Annotated in this window: 12 protein-coding genes and 3 pseudogenes; 10 read left to right on the top strand and 5 right to left on the bottom strand. The window is 69.0% G+C overall.

Annotated elements, in window-relative coordinates; translation table 11 throughout:
* Positions 1-250 precede the first annotated feature (250 nt).
* The 6 genes from ACFYZB_RS40005 to ACFYZB_RS39980 all read left to right on the top strand — a co-directional run bounded on the left by ACFYZB_RS40005 (position 251) and on the right by ACFYZB_RS39980 (position 7,188).
* A complete protein-coding gene (locus ACFYZB_RS40005) occupies positions 251-427 on the top strand; it encodes a hypothetical protein (protein ID WP_388766806.1) in 177 nt (58 codons plus the stop codon).
* A 191-nt stretch (positions 428-618) separates the two neighbouring features.
* Complete coding sequence (locus ACFYZB_RS40000) at positions 619-822, top strand: FxLD family lanthipeptide (protein ID WP_388766804.1); 204 nt, start codon at positions 619-621, stop codon at positions 820-822.
* Positions 823-899: 77 nt separating this feature from the next.
* Complete coding sequence (locus ACFYZB_RS39995) at positions 900-3,950, top strand: lantibiotic dehydratase (RefSeq protein ID WP_388766802.1); 3,051 nt, start codon at positions 900-902, stop codon at positions 3,948-3,950.
* Positions 3,950-5,125 (top strand): lanthionine synthetase C family protein, encoded by a 1,176-nt coding sequence (locus ACFYZB_RS39990; protein ID WP_388766800.1) that lies wholly within the window; start codon positions 3,950-3,952, stop codon positions 5,123-5,125. Before ACFYZB_RS39995 ends, ACFYZB_RS39990 begins: the two co-directional genes overlap by 1 nt.
* Positions 5,126-5,212: 87 nt before the next feature.
* Entirely contained in the window at positions 5,213-6,436 is a 1,224-nt protein-coding gene (gene fxlM, locus ACFYZB_RS39985; protein ID WP_388766798.1) for a methyltransferase, FxLD system, read from the top strand.
* Positions 6,437-6,729: 293 nt separating this feature from the next.
* A complete protein-coding gene (locus tag ACFYZB_RS39980; RefSeq protein WP_388766796.1) occupies positions 6,730-7,188 on the top strand; it encodes a PPC domain-containing DNA-binding protein in 459 nt (152 codons plus the stop codon).
* Here ACFYZB_RS39980 and ACFYZB_RS39975 read toward each other — a convergent pair.
* Both ACFYZB_RS39975 and ACFYZB_RS39970 read right to left on the bottom strand, forming a co-directional pair.
* Positions 7,158-7,799 carry a nucleotidyltransferase domain-containing protein gene (locus tag ACFYZB_RS39975; RefSeq protein WP_388766794.1) on the bottom strand — a complete coding sequence of 214 codons (642 nt, stop codon included), beginning with the start codon at positions 7,797-7,799 and terminating at the stop codon, positions 7,158-7,160. The genes ACFYZB_RS39980 and ACFYZB_RS39975 overlap by 31 nt on opposite strands.
* 69 nt (positions 7,800-7,868) lie before the next feature.
* Positions 7,869-8,063, bottom strand: a pseudogene (locus tag ACFYZB_RS39970) (hypothetical protein); the annotation flags it as partial.
* 198 nt (positions 8,064-8,261) lie between these two features.
* On the opposite strand from ACFYZB_RS39970, the gene ACFYZB_RS39965 reads away from it, so the two are divergent.
* The 4 genes and pseudogenes from ACFYZB_RS39965 to drmC all read left to right on the top strand — a co-directional run bounded on the left by ACFYZB_RS39965 (position 8,262) and on the right by drmC (position 12,139).
* Positions 8,262-9,026 carry an FAD-dependent oxidoreductase gene (locus ACFYZB_RS39965; RefSeq protein WP_388766842.1) on the top strand — a complete coding sequence of 255 codons (765 nt, stop codon included), beginning with the start codon at positions 8,262-8,264 and terminating at the stop codon, positions 9,024-9,026.
* A 66-nt stretch (positions 9,027-9,092) separates the two neighbouring features.
* On the top strand, positions 9,093-10,721 hold the full coding sequence (locus ACFYZB_RS39960; RefSeq protein ID WP_388766792.1) for an IS4 family transposase: 1,629 nt from the start codon (positions 9,093-9,095) through the stop codon (positions 10,719-10,721).
* 738 nt (positions 10,722-11,459) lie between these two features.
* Positions 11,460-11,543: pseudogene (locus tag ACFYZB_RS39955) on the top strand (IS5/IS1182 family transposase); the annotation flags it as partial.
* Positions 11,544-11,671: 128 nt separating this feature from the next.
* The gene (gene drmC / locus ACFYZB_RS39950; RefSeq protein WP_388766790.1) at positions 11,672-12,139 is read left to right on the top strand and encodes a DISARM system phospholipase D-like protein DrmC; all 468 of its coding nucleotides are present in this window, start codon (positions 11,672-11,674) and stop codon (positions 12,137-12,139) included.
* Between the two features lie 16 nt (positions 12,140-12,155).
* On the opposite strand, the pseudogene ACFYZB_RS39945 reads toward drmC, so the two are convergent.
* The 3 genes and pseudogenes from ACFYZB_RS39945 to ACFYZB_RS39935 form a co-directional block, all read right to left on the bottom strand.
* Positions 12,156-12,389, bottom strand: a pseudogene (locus ACFYZB_RS39945) (transposase family protein); the annotation flags it as partial.
* A gap of 107 nt (positions 12,390-12,496) precedes the next feature.
* Positions 12,497-13,933 (bottom strand): DUF6177 family protein, encoded by a 1,437-nt coding sequence (locus tag ACFYZB_RS39940; RefSeq protein WP_388766788.1) that lies wholly within the window; start codon positions 13,931-13,933, stop codon positions 12,497-12,499.
* Between the two features lie 82 nt (positions 13,934-14,015).
* Entirely contained in the window at positions 14,016-14,663 is a 648-nt protein-coding gene (locus tag ACFYZB_RS39935; protein ID WP_388766786.1) for a hypothetical protein, read from the bottom strand.
* Positions 14,664-14,666: the final 3 nt, after the last annotated feature.

Genomic DNA, 14,666 nt, shown 5'->3' with positions numbered 1-14,666 from the left:
GTACGTCGACCGGGCGGCACCGTTAGAGAGCCGCGCCTTGTGCGAAGGCTGGCACAACGCTCTGGCTGCGGTCGAGCAGGGGAGGGCGGCCGGGATCGTGACCTTCCCTGCTCGTGATGTTGGGTGGTCTCGAGGGGGACAGGTGGAACCCTCCGGCGGCACGGCAGGCCCGGATAGGGGCGTTGCTCTCGACGCCGTGGACGGTCGTCGTTGCTGTCGGCTCTGCGGACTCACGGAGGCTGGCGGCGTGATGACCACCATGCGGCAACGGACTCTCCGGCAGTTGCTGGGCCAGGTTGCCTGGATGCTGCACCATCCGGCGAAATACCTCGCCCGGTTCGGCTTCGACGCCTTCCAGGTGCTGTTCTTGCCCGTCCTGGTGACCGGCACCGCAATGACCACGCTCTTCGCGGGCCAGCTCCGGTAGCTCCGATCCGTGTCCTCGGCTCCCCTCTCCGGATGCTCCGAATCCCCGTCCCCCACGGAGTCCGGTCAGCCGGAGAGGGGGCGCACCGCAGGGTGCGCACGCTGGACCACGGCTGAGGTGCGGCGATGCCGCACATCAGCCGGGCAGCACGACGAACCGTCCGAATCCCTCCGACAGGAAGAGGAAATGCAATGACTGCAACCACGCTCAGCCCGGTCACGACGGCCACCACCGAGGCACCCGTCGCGACAGGCGTCCCCGAGGTGCCCGCCGACCCGTTCGACATCGACCTGACCATCGTCACAGAGGTCGGCGCCGACCGGCTGCCGAAGGCGTGCGGTACCGGCGACGGTTGCGCGTCGACCTGCGCATCGTCCTGTGCGAGCGCTGTCTAACGACCGCTCGGGCACGGGGTCGGGGGCGCTGCTGCTCCCGGCCCCCCCGTTCACAGCGCTGATGGCGGAGGCAGGGGATGGGAAGCGACGGAAAGATCTACCGGCACGCAGGCGCGGCACTGCTTCGGGCCGCCGCGATGCCGCCAACGAGTCTGCCGGGATGGTGGCCCGAACCGTCCGACACGGAGGCGTGCGGCAGGTGGTTGAAGCAGGCGTGGGCTGATGCGCGCTTCGCCGATGCCGTTCGGCACGCAAGCGGCGATCTTGCCACGCGGGTCGACGCCATCTGCACTGGGCAGCCGGCGCGCCCCAAGCAGGTCCGGCGTGCGGCCATGGCCACCGTCCGCTACATGCTGCGTGCCGCCGGGCGACCGACCCCGTTCGGGCTCTTTGCGGGGGTGGCCCCGCTCGGCCTGGGTTACACGCCGTACGTGCGATGGGGCGACTCACACCGGGCCGTGGCGCGGGTGGACACCGAGTGGCTGGACGACGTCATCGTCCGCCTGGAGGCGTGCTCGGCGCTGCTGGAGCGCTTGGACGTGGTCCTGAACAACCTCGCCGTGCGTCGCGGTAGCCGACTGCACGTCCCGCACGGCGGACCGATGGGAGCCACCGCCCGGCGCACCAGCGCGGTCCGCTTGATCGAGGAGCTCGCGCGCGACCCGGTTCGCTTCGGCGCCCTTGTCGAGCAGTTAGCCGCCTTCTTCCCCCGTACCGAGCCACAGACCATCGGCGCATTGCTCGACTCGCTGGTGCGCGAGAAGTTCCTGATCACCAACCTACGCGCGCCGATGACCGACACAGATCCGCTCTCCCACCTGATCGAGCGGCTGCACGGCGTGGGCGCCGCCACGGTGCCTCAGGCCGCAGAGGTGCTGCACAAGTTGGAAGCGGTACGACACGCCGAGCACGAGCACAACCGGTGTCCGGAGAGCGCTCAAGGACCGGCTCGGGAGAAACTCACGACCCGGCTGCGTGGACTCTCCGACGCGGGCCGGAGCCCGCTGGCCGTCGACCTGCTCCTGGACGCCGAGGTGCGGATCCCCGAGAGCGTCGCGCACGAGATGGAGAGGGCGGCCGACGTGCTGCTGCGGTTGACGCGCCGACCGACGGGCCAGGGCGTGTGGAAGGAGTACCAGGTCGCGTTCTGGGAGCGGTACGGCACCGGCACGCTGGTACCGGTGAAGGAGGTCATCGACCCGGCGTCCGGTCTGGGCTACCCGGCCGAGTATCCCGGTAGCCGCATGACCGCCCCGCCACCGGCGATCTGCGAGCGCGACGAGCGACTGCTGGCACTGGCCTGCCAAGCACTTGTCGACGGCAGCAGGGAAATCGTCCTCACCAACGACCTGATCGACCGCCTGGGCGGCGAGGCATCGACCGGGCAGGAGGCGCCGCCCCACGTGGAGATGTGCGCGCGCCTGCACGCCGACAGCCTATCCGCCCTGGAGCGCGGGGACTTCACGCTCATCGTGACGCCGGCCCGCGCGGCGGGAACGTTCACGTCCCGCTTCACCGCGGTCGCCACCGGCACGGGACTCGCTGACATCTACCGCCAAGTCCCCGCGGGCGTCGAGAACGCTCTGACCGCCCAACTCTCCTTCCCGCCCCTCTACCCGCACACAGAGAACGTCGCCCGCGTCCCCGCGTATCTCCCGCACGTGATCCCGTTGGGCGAGCACCGCAGCCCCAACGACACCGCCTCCACGCTCATCGACATCAAAGACCTCGCGATCACGGCAACGCACACCCGCCTGTACCTGGTCAGCATCTCCCACCGCCGCGTGGTAGACCCGCAGGTCTTCCACGCCATGGCCCTGGACAAGCAACCACCGCCCCTGGCCCGCTTCCTCGCCCATCTGACCCGCGCCTTCGGCCCTGCCTGGACCAGCTTCGACTGGGGCCCACACGGCGCACGGCTGCCGTTCCTGCCACGCGTCCGCTACGGTCGCGTGATCCTCTCTCCCAGCCGCTGGAACCTGACGGCCGACGCTTTGCCGGGCCGCGGCGCGGACACGCGGGAGTGGGCGGAAGCCCTCGGCCGGTGGAGGAAACAGTGGCACTGCCGGGGTGCCGTCGAGCTGCGCGAGGACGACCGGACACGGCGGCTACAACTCGACGTGCCCGCCAACGCCGCCGTCTTGCGCGCCCACCTGGACCGGGAAGGCCATGCCGTGCTCACCGAAGCGCCTGCCGAGGAGAGCTACGGCTGGATCGGCGGCCACGTCCACGAGATCGCCCTGCCGATGACCAGCACTCGCCCGCCGACTCCCGACCCGCTCTCCGGCGTCCTCCCGGTGCTCACTAACAGCACACTCGGACCCGTACCGGGTTCGGTACAGGCCCCTTGGCTGAACGCCAAGATCTACAGCCACCCCGACCAGTTCGAGGAGCTGATCGGCACCCACCTCACGCGGCTTACAGCTCGGCTTCCGGACGCACCCGAGTGGTGGTTCGTCCGCTACCGCACCCCCCACGACCCCGACCACCTGCGCCTGCGCATCCGCACCCGAAGCCCCGGTCAGCACGCCACCTACACCGAGCTCGTCGCCCGATGGGCCGCAAGGCTGCGCCGCGAGGGGCTCAGCAGCAGGCTCGTGTTCGACACGTACACCCCGGAGATCGGCCGCTACGGCATTGGCGCGGCCCTGCGCGGTGTCGAGTCGGTGTTCACGGCCGACTCGGCCTACACCATCGCTGCCCTGCAGGGTCTGGGAGTCACCGGCATCGACGGACGCGCGCTGGCCGCCGTGGGGATGGTGGATATCGCCTGCGGCCTGCTCGGTCCCGACGAGGGCATGCGGTGGCTGGCGAACCGCACCGCGCCTCCGGCCCGCGTCGAGCGAGACGTCAGCGACCAGGCCATCGAACTCGTCCGCCGCTCAACGCCCCGGGCCCGCGGCTGGGGCGACGCGCTCGCCCACGCGTGGCACCGCCGCGCCGTGGCCCTGGCGTTGTACCGCGAGCGCCTCGCCGAGAGCATGAACCTCGACGCCGTCCTCGAGTCCCTGCTGCACATGCACCACAACCGCCTGCGTGGTCTGGATCAGGGGGACGAGCGGATCTGCCGGCGCCTGGCCCGTCAGTCCGCCGTCGCGAGGGCTGCCTGGCCGGGGGAGAGCCGCTGATGAACCACGACGCACCGCTCACACCCACCAGGCCCGGCTGGGGCCAGTCGCTGTACTCCGGGGCAGCGGGAGTCGCCCTGCTGCATGCCGTCAGAGCCCGTGCCGGCCAAGAGGACCGGGACGCGCTCCGGCCGTGGGCCGCCGCCATGGTCAAGGGACCGATCCAGGCCACCCCCGAAGCATGCGGCCTGTACGAGGGCGCCCCAGCTGTCGCCTACGTCCTCAGCTTCACGCAGACGAGCACCGCCGCGCGTGTCCTGACGACCTTGGACACGCACCTCGCCGACGTCACGGGCCACCGACTCAAGCGGGCACATGCCCGCCTCGACCGCGGCGCTTTGCCCACCCTGGGCGAGTACGACCTCATCAGCGGACTGACCGGCCTGGGCACGTACCACCTGCACCGTGGCCACAGGACGGAACTGCGAGACACCCTCGCCTACCTTGTGCGACTGACCGAACCGATCACCATCGGCGCGCAACCCCTGCCCGGCTGGTGGACCAGCGACAGCCCCGATCTACGACCGTCGCCACGATGGCCCGGCGGACACGGCAACTTCGGCCTCGCCCATGGCATCGCGGGACCGCTGGCGCTGCTGGCCATGGCCCTGCGCCACGGCCACGCGGTGCCCGGACAGACGCAAGCCATCATCCGGATCTGCGACTGGCTCGACCGGTGGCGCACCGGCACCGGCTCGCGCGCCTGGTGGCCGGACCTGATCACCAGAGCCGAACACCGACGCGGCGAACCCCAGCTCCGAGGACCGAGACGCCCGTCTTGGTGCTACGGCACTCCCGGCATCGCCCGCGCCCAACAACTCGCCGGCCTCGCCCTCGGTGACCGTGACCGGCAACGCCAGGCCGAGCAGGCCCTGGCCGGATGCCTGGCCGACGACCAGCAGCTCGCCCAGCTCACCGACGCATCCCTTTGCCACGGCTGGGCGGGACTCATACGGACCGTCTCCCGCGCCGCCGCCAATGCCATGGACGATGAACTCGCGACACATCTGCCCCGCCTGCACGCCCGGCTCAACGAGCACCTGGACCACAGCGGACTACCGGAGGGCGTCGGCCTGATGGACGGCACGGCAGGCATCCACCTGGTCCGTCTCACCGACCTCGTCAACACGACGCTCACCGCGGCATGGGACCGCTGCCTGCTCCTGACGGGATGACGCCGCAAACCACAACCGAGCACCAGAACAAATGAGTACGATCTGCCCCTGCCGTACCCATGGCCGGGCACCTTCCGGAAGGACGCGATGAACACCACCACCGGCGCCGCCCCAGAGGACCTGCGCAACCGCCTGGTCGACGACATCCTGGCGGCCGACGTCGCCGGCCTCCGCGACCCACGCGTGGAAACCGCCATGCGGGCCGTACCCCGCCACGCCTTCCTCCTCGACGTGCCCCTCGAAGAGGCGTACGCCAACAAGAGCGTGACCATCAAAGAGAACCCCGACGAGGACGCGCTCCCGCTGAGCTGCGCCTCCCAGCCTGACGTCGTGCACTTCATGCTGGTCCAACTCGCGGTCCGCGAAGGCGACAACGTCTTCGAGATCGGGGCTGGCACCGGCTACAACGCCGCCCTGCTCAAGCACCTCACCGGCACGTCGGGACAGGTCACCACGTGCGACATCGACCCCGACGTGACCGCCTACGCCCGCCGGATGCTGGACGCGAACGGATGCGGAGACGTTCGCGTGGTCACCAGGGACGGCGCCCTCTGCGCCCCGGAGTTCGGCCTTTACGACCGGATGATCGCCACGGTCGGCATGTGGGACCTTCCCGGTGCCTGGTGGGACCAGCTCGCCGTCGGCGGACGCCTCGTTGTCCCGCTGCGATGGCGCGGGCTGTCCAGGTCCGTGGCGTTCCAGCGCGAGAAGGACCGGATGCGGTCCGACTCCGTGAAGCTGTGCGGCTTCCTCCCGGTGATCGGCCAGGACGGCGAGCGGAACGACTACATCGACGACAACCGGCTCGTCAGGCTCTACTGGGACGAGGACCAGTCCATCACCCCGGAACGCCTGCGCAACGCCCTCACCCAACCGAAGTCGATCGTCTGGACCGATGCGACAGTCGGCCCCGTTGAGTCGTTCGACGGCGTCTGGCTGCGTCTGAGCGCTACCGAGCGAGCGACCTGCCGCATCACCGCGAAGCCCGCGGCGGTGGAGGCGGGCCTCCACCGTCCCGCCTCGCCTGCTCTGAGCCCCGCCCTCGTCGAGGGCGACTCGATCGCGTACCTCACTCTGGAACGGACCGCCGAAGACACGGGGGCCGAACCCCGGTTCCGGCTGGGAGCCGTCGGCTACGGCCCGGCCGGCGCCGATCTCGCCGAGCGGATCTGCACGCAGATCCGCTCCTGGAGCCCGGACCGGACCGCCGAACCCGTGGTCACCGCATACCCCGCGGACACACCGGACAGCGACCTCGCCGACGGAGCCGTGATCAACCGGCCTTCCGTGCGGCTCGTCATCGCCTACTGAGCCAGGTGAGGCGCGGCCGCTGGCACATGCGGCCGCGCCACACGAATCGAGAACAGAACGCGTCGAAGCGCCGTGGTCAGCCTTGCGCGAGGTTCGCCTCAGAGCCGGTGCACCGCCGCATGGCCCACCCCTGCGGTGGCGGTTGCCGGATCGGCGCCGGAGACCTGAGCCCGTACCAGACACGACTCCTGCTGCACGCTCTGCTCACTCAGGGAGCCGACGGGGCGGCGGTCCGCGAGACCTTCACCACCGCCTGCGCCCGCTGATCCCGCCTCTTCAGGAGACACCCGCACATGCGCGCTCACGAGCTGACCGTAGGCCGTACCTTCGGCGTCACCTTCGACCACGGAGAGGACTTCTTCGAGGCACTGTCCACCTTCTGCCGGGACAACGGCGTACGACAGGGCTACATCCCCTCGTTCATCGGAGCCTTCGCGGAGGCCGAGATCGTAGGCGCCTGTGAGAGGCTGGCGGACCCGGACGCGCCAGTCTGGGCGAAGACGTACGTCACCAACGTCGAGGCGTTCGGCGCGGGCACCCTCGCCCACGACCCCGCCACCGGCGAAATACTCCCGCACATCCACGTCTCCGCCGGCCTGAAGGCCCAGTCGGCCGACGGCAGGACGAGCCACCTCCTCAGCGCCGAGGCCCAGTTCCTCAGCGAGCTGCTGATCGTGGAGGTCACATCGCCGACGATGACCCGGCCTCGCAACCCCGACCTCTACGACGTTCCGCTGCTCACGTTCGGCTGACCGGCTGGAGTCTGCGAAGCCAGGGGTGACTGGGCGCGATCACCTTGATCGCGCCCAGTCAGCCAGGCGCGTGCCGGAGCGTCCAGCAGCGGCAGTACCGCTTGGAAGTCGGTCTCGTCCTTCTCCCGTGTCGCCTTCGCCTTGTAGAAGAGCTGCACCTCGGGCGCGAGATATGGGATACCCGGCTCGCTCGTCCGCCCGAGTCTGTCGATAGGGAGCCGGATCGCGGAGTGGCGCCGCGAGACCCACGGGGTGCCCTCGGCCTCGTCCAGCATGAGCTGGATGGACCAGGGCGCCACCGGCGTGCGGCGGCACCAGATGTCGTGGAGCGGCGGCTGAAGGACCTCTCCGGGACGCCACGGCCGCAGCTCCCCCTGGCCGGGCGGGTCCGCCACGTACAGGTCCCAGTCGACCAGGAGATTCCGTACGAGGGCCTGGTCGCGGCGGAGGACGAGGACGTCGAGATCGCCGTGCGGGCGCAGTTCACGGCCGACAGCGAACTCGATCGCGTATCCGCCGGCGATCCACCACGGGAAGTCCGCCTTGGCGAACACCGCGGCCACATCTTCGGGGCGGTCCGCCACCCATCGCCCCAACGTGTCAGCACTCACCCGCCCATACTCTCAGTGACGAGGACGAAGGCGAAGGCCGACGCTGAGTCGGCAGACTGGCCTGACTGTGATCTTGCCGAGCGAGCGCCGCTCGGCACGGACCCAGGTATCGCGGCTTGTTCGGGCTCCTACCGAGCGGCGCTTGCGCACCGGCGTTTCCTGGAGGAAACGCACCCGGAGAGACCGAGCGACACGGTCGAGAACCTCGTCGACAGGCTGCACTCGTAGATCAACAGCCCGAGCTGTGGAGACCGAGAGTGTCATACGCGAAACCGCAGCGGAGCGGCGTCGAGATGACGAGTTCCTGGGCCGCTTCGGACGGCGGAGCGGGAGATGACGACCGACTACACGATGGGGTTCGCGGACACCGGCGGCTCGTCGTCAAACTTGGACACAATCGATTACGAGTTGGCGCAACTCATCCCACGCTCTCGACGTCACCCGGTGGTTAGGGTCAGGTTCATGACCGCAAGGGAGCGCGTTGTTGTTGTCGGGGCTGGAGTGTCTGGGCTCACCGCCGGGGCCGTTCTCGCCGAGGCTGGAGCTTCGGTGCGCGTGATGGCCGAGCAGGTGCCCGGTGCCACGTCGCTGGCGGCCGGGGCGATGTGGGGGCCCTACCTGGTCGAGCCGAAGGACAAGGTCGACCTGTGGGGACAACGGTCGCTGGAGGTCTTTCGCGAGCTGGCGGAGGAGCCGGCGACGGGCGTTCGGCTCACCAGCGGCATCGAAGCGTCCCGCACGGCCGAGACCGCGCCGGACTGGGCCATGACTTTGCCGGGTTTCCGGCCGTGCGAGCCTGCTGAACTCCCGGCCGGGTTCACGGCGGGCTACCGGTTTACCGTGCCGCTGATCGACATGCCCACCTATCTGGATTACCTCCTGCGCCGGCTCCGCGCAGCCGGGGGAGCGGTCGAGCGGCGTCGGCTGGCCTCGCTCGCGGATGCCGCTCCGGCTTCGGCGATCGTCAACTGTTCTGGCCTCGGTGCTCGCGACCTGGTGCCGGATCCTGAACTCCGGCCCATCCGCGGCCAGCACGTCGTCGTCACCAACCCGGGGCTGACCGAGTTCTTCTCCGAGGACACCAGCCATTCGCCGGACCTGCTGTGCTTCTATCCTCACGGCGACGCCGTCGTGCTGGGCGGCACAGCCATCGATGGTGAGGGCAACCTTCAAGGCCGGGTAGTTAACGTTTCCGCAGGTCACGCAAGGGAGTTGAGAAAGTCCTGACATGGAGCAACGGAGCTCGTTGGTACAGGCAATCGTCCAAGACAGCTTGTTCCCGAAGGAGCTCCGTTGCCCGAGCATTGTGTCCTGCCACCGCCGCTGGCGACCATCACCCGAACGGTCACCGTGGCTGGGGGTCGGTTCGCTCCTGGGCATCTGGGAGAGCTGACGCCGATCGTGCCGTTCGAGCTGGTCGATGCGGTCTTGTCGGAGACACGGACCGTGCAGCGCCGGCTGCGGGATCTTCCCTCGCGGGTCGGGGTCTACTTCCTGCTGGCGATGTGTCTCTTCCCCGAGGTCGGCTATAGGCTTGTGTGGGCGAAACTGACGGCCGGCCTGCCGGGGACTGCGGTTGTCCGCCCGAGCACGAAGGCGCTCCGTGACCTGCGCCGAAGGCTCGGCAGCACGCCGGTGCGGGCGTTGTTCGAGGTGCTGGCCGGGCCGTTGGCCCGGCCGACCACGTCGGGGGTGCGGTTCGGTCCGTACCGGACGGTGTCATTCGACGGCTGCAGCTCGATCAAGGTGCCGGACAGCGAGCGCAACCGGGGGTGGCTGGGGCGGTGCCCGCATGGCGGGTATCCCCAGGTCGAGCTGATGACGCTGGTCGAGACCGGCACCCGGGCCGTGATCGCAGCGGTCTTCGGCCCCACCCGGGAGGGCGAGACCTCCTACGCCACCAGGCTGATGCACCATCTGAACCCCGAGATGCTGGTGCTGTGGGACCGGGGCTTCGACAGCAACGACTTCCTCACAGCCGTGCACGCCACCGGCGCACAGCTCCTGGGCCGCATCCGCCGGCGCCGCCGCCCACCGGTCCTGAAGCCGCTCGGCGACTCCTCCTACCTCTCGGTCATCGGTGGCGTCCCGGTGCGGATCATCGAAGCCCAGGTGAGTATCACCTGCACCGATGGCAGTACCTTCGAGGGCTCCTACCGCCTGGTGACCACGCTCCTGGACGCTCGCCGTTACCCCGCCGATCGCCCCGTGCACCTGTATCACGAGCGCTGGGAGCACGAGAGCGCCTACTACGCGCTGCGCCACACCATCCTGCACGGACGCGTCCTGCGCTCGCACGACCCGGTGGGCGTCGAGCAGGAGATGTGGGCCCTGCTCACCCTCTATCAGCTCCTGCGCCGCACCATGGTCCAGGCGGCGGAGTCCCAGCCGGGCACCGATCCCGACCGCTGCGGTTTCACCATCGCCCTCCAAACAGCCCGTGACCTACTGGTAGGTGCGGACGGCATCTTCGAGCAGGGCATCGGAGAGATCGGCCGGCGACTCCTGTCGGCGCTGTCGCCCGCACGGCGGGCCCGCGTCAGCACTCGCAAGGTGAAGTCCCCCATCTCCCGTTACGCGGAAAGGAAACTGGACGGCCGCCCTGATGCCAGCACGGCCGTGACCTCAACCGCGATTACGCTCTTGCCGCCGCCGGTGCCGGAGCCCGCACTGCCTACGACCACGGTCCCCCAGTACGTCGGCCCTGGCCAGACCAGCACCCGCATGACACGTGTCCTGGCCATCCTGCAGGCAGAACCCCAACGGCTATGGCGCTCACGGGAGATTGCCGAGCTCCTCGGCGACGTCACCCTCGTCGCCACCTACCGACAACTCGCCCGCTGGACCGAGAAAGGAATGATCAAGAGGGTCCGAACAGGGCGCTACGCGGCCATCACGCAGGAAAACGACCCCCTTGCGTGACCTGCGGAAACGTTAACTACCCGGCCTTGGGGCAACCTTGCCTCCGACGACAAGGCGGCGGCCGATATCCTCGCCCGCTGCGCAGAGGTCGAACAGATGACCTGGAGGTTGTCGATTCTACGGAATGACGGCGAGTGGCGGACGGCCTCGCCCCCGCATGAGCTCGTCGAGCATGTTGCCTGGCTCCTGTACGAGCACCGCCGCGCACGCAACACCCGTCTGACGAGATCGCGAACACGCTCGGGATTCGACGCGTGGTCTTCTTGCCCAGGCCGCTCCAGGGAACCGATACTCACCGAACTGGCGACACCGGGAGGTCGAGGACCATGATCCGCAGCTTCCGGCGGTTCCCGCGTTTCCCAGGCCGGGAGCAGAATCCACGCCATGCTGCATTGAATGCAACTTCGCTGTCGCCACATCGCCCGGTAGGCTCCAAGCGCCTCCCCGTTCTGCGCCTCGGGGCTGACACCGGTCGGCCTGCTGCCGTGAGCCAGCCCGCGTTCGAGGCCGCCGCCGAGTCTGCCGTTGCACGAGTTCGGTGTAATAGTACCCCTGGCCAAGATACCGCAGGTCGGTGCCGACGGGGTCTTGGTGGCCACGGGCGTAGAGGGTGATGGGGCCGAGGACGTGCCTCGCTCGATCAAGCGATATGCCCGGTTGGGGACCTTGTGCATGTCGCTTCCTCATGCCCTCCGAGTTGAGGAAGGGGGTGTGCTGCTGGGCCGCCCAGCCCTCCATCAGCACGGCGCCGCCCTGGGCATCGACGTCGACGTCGTCCCGCGAAACGAGCAGGTCAAAGGCTTCTCCGTCGTCCCGCGGCAAGCTCTTCGCCGACATCAGGCAGGTCGAGCGGCTGCGCGAGGCATGGGCACTGATCGGCTTCACCCGGCCGGCAGGCCCGGGACACGGTCCGCGTCCGCACGGTGTGGAGTGGCCCCTCGACACCGACCGTGCCCGTCCGCGCCACCGCCCAGGTACTGGTCGAGGTCATCAACGGGGCTCGGCACGAACTGCTGGCCATGACGTACGCGGCTCGTCCGTATCCGGCCCTGACCCGCGCCTTGACCGAAGCGGCGGGCAGGGGAGTGCGGACACATGTCGTCGTCGAGACCCTGACCGGTGCCGGCGGACTCCTTTCCGGGAAGGAGCCCGCCGAGGCGTTCGCCTCCGTACCCGGACTGCGGCTGTGGTCCTGGGCCCGGGACCCGGCCCAGCAGGGGCGCCGTCGCCAGCACGCCAAGCTCGCCGTCGCCGACCGCCGCACACTCTTCCTCGGCAGCGCCAACCTCACCGAGTCCGCCGCCCAGCGCAACATCGAAGCGGGCGTGCTGGTGACCGGCGGCGAAGCACCGCGACGCGTGGCGGAGCACATCGTGGAGCTGCAACGCCTTGGGATTCTCCGGCCGTTCCATCCCTGAGCGAACGATGCCGAGATCATTGAGCTTCTTCAGCTTGCCGCTCCAGGGTGAGGATGGCCTTGGCGATTGACGTCATGCGGTTGGGACTGCACCGGGATCTGCGAAAGATCCGCCAGGGCTTCAGGCGAGCGACGCCGCGCTCGACCGGTGCCCGCGCCGCGGCCGGGGCACGGTTCAGGGCCTTCTCGGTGAGGGTGAGTTCCTGTAGGGATCTGCGTTTGATGCCTGTGGTTACCCAGGGGCGGCCGCCCAATGGTGATCGGTGTGGTGCACGGTACACCGGTGGAGGCCAACCGTGGCTCACAGCTACAACCCCGCGCAGAGGAAGTGGATTGCCCGGCCGTGTGCAGGGCGAATTCAGGAGGGCCGTGCAGCCGCCCTGCTTCCGCGCTCGAGGTGCTCGTTGATGTGTCGCAGGCGTTGCCAGGCGGCGGGGTCGGTGCCGTCGCTGAGCGGATAGTGCAGGGCGGGGCGAGCGGCCGGGCCCAGTTGGGTGGGGGCGTTGTCCGGCAGGGCGTTGCGGGCATGGGTGATGCCGAGTTCGGCCACTGTGTCGGGGCCGAGAGTGAGAGAGACCGGAATCGGCGGTGGTTCGTAGTGGGCCGGAGTGGTCAGGTCCGCTCGCGCTGCACGCACTTCGCTGATCATGGTGGCGAGGTTGTGCTTTGCCGTGAGGGACTCGGCGAACTGGGGCAGCAGCTCGATCGGTACTCTTTCGCCGGCGGCATAGCCGAGAGCCAGGGTGATGTGTTCCTCAACGCCCTCTCGCGTGTGAGCGATGCGAAAGGCGGCGATCGCGGGGCGGTCGGGGCTGCCTATGGCGACGGCCCAGGTGGGCTGGGACTGGCGGGCGCGGGCGCGGGCCAGGTCGGTCAGTTGCCAGGGCAGCCAAGGGACGTTGATGGGCTCGGCGGTGGCCCATCCGGCCGGTGGCGATCCGGTGAGGGTCTGCCAGGCGTCCTCCAGAGCGCCACCGAGTATCACGTGCTCGTGGGCGGGGTGGATGGTGCGGATGGACAGCAGCAACTGCCGGTCACCGCCCTTGCCGAGCGGGGGTTGGAAGGCGTCCGCGATCCGGCGGCCGTTGTCGGCAGCCGTTGTGAAGCGTCCGTCGTGCCAGCGCAGTACGGCTCCGGAGAGGCCGTCGTAGTAGCCGTGCTCGGGGTGGCGTACGACCCAGCGCGCGGGTATGCGCTCCAGCACGGTACAGGTGGGCAGGCTCAGCCGGGTATTGGGGGACGTGACGAGATACAGCTCGCGACGGCTCTGTGCGGCCGTTCGCACTGCCTCGGTCAGCCATGTCGTGGCGGCAACGACCGGGCGGTCGTAGATGACGACGACGCTGTTGTCAGTCTGCACATCCACATCGGCCAGTACGTCCACGTCAGTGGACGAGACCACCGCCCCGCCTGTGGCCCGGACGGCCACGACGTCGGTATGGGCGGCTTCAGGCGGCCATGTGGTGCCGCCGAGCAGCGTTGTCAGCCGCCCCGCGACAGAGCCGGCGAGCCGCCTGGCTTCCGCGACGCTGTTGGTTGCCCGCACCTCGGTCCACCACACCGGCTCTCCTGTCCGAACACCGGGGCCCAGCAGCCGCTCTGTCTCGCCCGGCACTTGCAGGTAGCGGGGGGCCTCCACGGAGACCAGGAGCTGACCGTCGTCCGTGCACAACTGGGCGACGGCTCCTCCAGCTGCCTGGTTCACGCGCAGGTCGGGGCCGCCGGCGTGCAGTGCGGCCAGCAGCGTCTTGATGTCCGGCATCTGCGGGGTGAGGGCGATGACGTCCTGGGGCATGTGTTGCTTTCTGAACCGCGGTTCTGCGGGACCGCGACTCCTGCGTCGATCCGGTGTCGGGTGGATGTGGCGTATTCGGCGGTTAAAGCTTGTCTGTCAGATTGGGGCCGAGGCCGTCGTCATAGGCATCAGGTGTCGAGATGCCGTATTCGACGGCATGACCGAAATACGTAGCGTCACCCGCTTCGGGCCCCACGCCGAGCACAGCGGTCAGTTCACGCAATGCGTCGGCGAGCCGAGGAGCGTTTCGGTTGTAGATCTCGGGATGCGGACGGCCTGAGAAGTCGAACCAACTCCAGACGTCGTGGTGCACGGCGACTTCGGCTGTCGGGCCGAGGGGGTCTGGCGAGACAGCCAGTTCAATCAGCCGCGGCTCCGTGCGGGCTGCCCCCTCCGCAGTGATCCATGAGCCGGAACCGACAACCTTCAAGTCGTCCACTTCGGCGTCGGGGAACGCGAAGGGCCGGCTTCCCATTACCCTTTCGGGCAGCTTCGGGTCATTCAATGGCGTTGTGGCGATGATTAGGCTGCTAGTCACGCCTGTGGACCCAGCATCGAGTACATACCAGCCGTATTCGAGTCTCACGGGGGTGAGCAGATCGAATTTCTTCAGCACATCGGCCATGCGTGCCGCAATGCTCAGTGCTGATGGCAGTCCCGGCTCATGGACGTCGCTGAGATCCCAGAACCAAGAGCCGCAGGGGCGCGGTGCGCGCATCAGGGTCGACATGAC

This window comes from Streptomyces sp. NPDC001852 (genome assembly GCF_042891825.1).
GTDB lineage: Bacteria > Actinomycetota > Actinomycetes > Streptomycetales > Streptomycetaceae > Streptomyces.
Note: the sequence above shows the minus strand (reverse complement) of the source record. Positions and strands in the feature narration are given on the sequence as shown.

What these genes read in the sequence shown, in the direction of transcription:
- ACFYZB_RS40000 (WP_388766804.1), top strand. Translation starts at nt 619, where the DNA reads ATGACTGCAACCACGCTCAGCCCGGTCACGACGGCCACCACCGAGGCA.
- ACFYZB_RS39990 (WP_388766800.1), top strand. Translation starts at nt 3,950, where the DNA reads ATGAACCACGACGCACCGCTCACACCCACCAGGCCCGGCTGGGGCCAG.
- ACFYZB_RS39980 (WP_388766796.1), top strand. Translation starts at nt 6,730, where the DNA reads ATGCGCGCTCACGAGCTGACCGTAGGCCGTACCTTCGGCGTCACCTTC.
- ACFYZB_RS39935 (WP_388766786.1), bottom strand. Translation starts at nt 14,663, where the DNA reads ATGTCGACCCTGATGCGCGCACCGCGCCCCTGCGGCTCTTGGTTCTGG.
- ACFYZB_RS39940 (WP_388766788.1), bottom strand. Translation starts at nt 13,933, where the DNA reads ATGCCCCAGGACGTCATCGCCCTCACCCCGCAGATGCCGGACATCAAG.
- ACFYZB_RS39995 (WP_388766802.1), top strand. Translation starts at nt 900, where the DNA reads ATGGGAAGCGACGGAAAGATCTACCGGCACGCAGGCGCGGCACTGCTT.
- ACFYZB_RS39965 (WP_388766842.1), top strand. Translation starts at nt 8,262, where the DNA reads ATGACCGCAAGGGAGCGCGTTGTTGTTGTCGGGGCTGGAGTGTCTGGG.
- ACFYZB_RS40005 (WP_388766806.1), top strand. Translation starts at nt 251, where the DNA reads ATGACCACCATGCGGCAACGGACTCTCCGGCAGTTGCTGGGCCAGGTT.
- fxlM (WP_388766798.1), top strand. Translation starts at nt 5,213, where the DNA reads ATGAACACCACCACCGGCGCCGCCCCAGAGGACCTGCGCAACCGCCTG.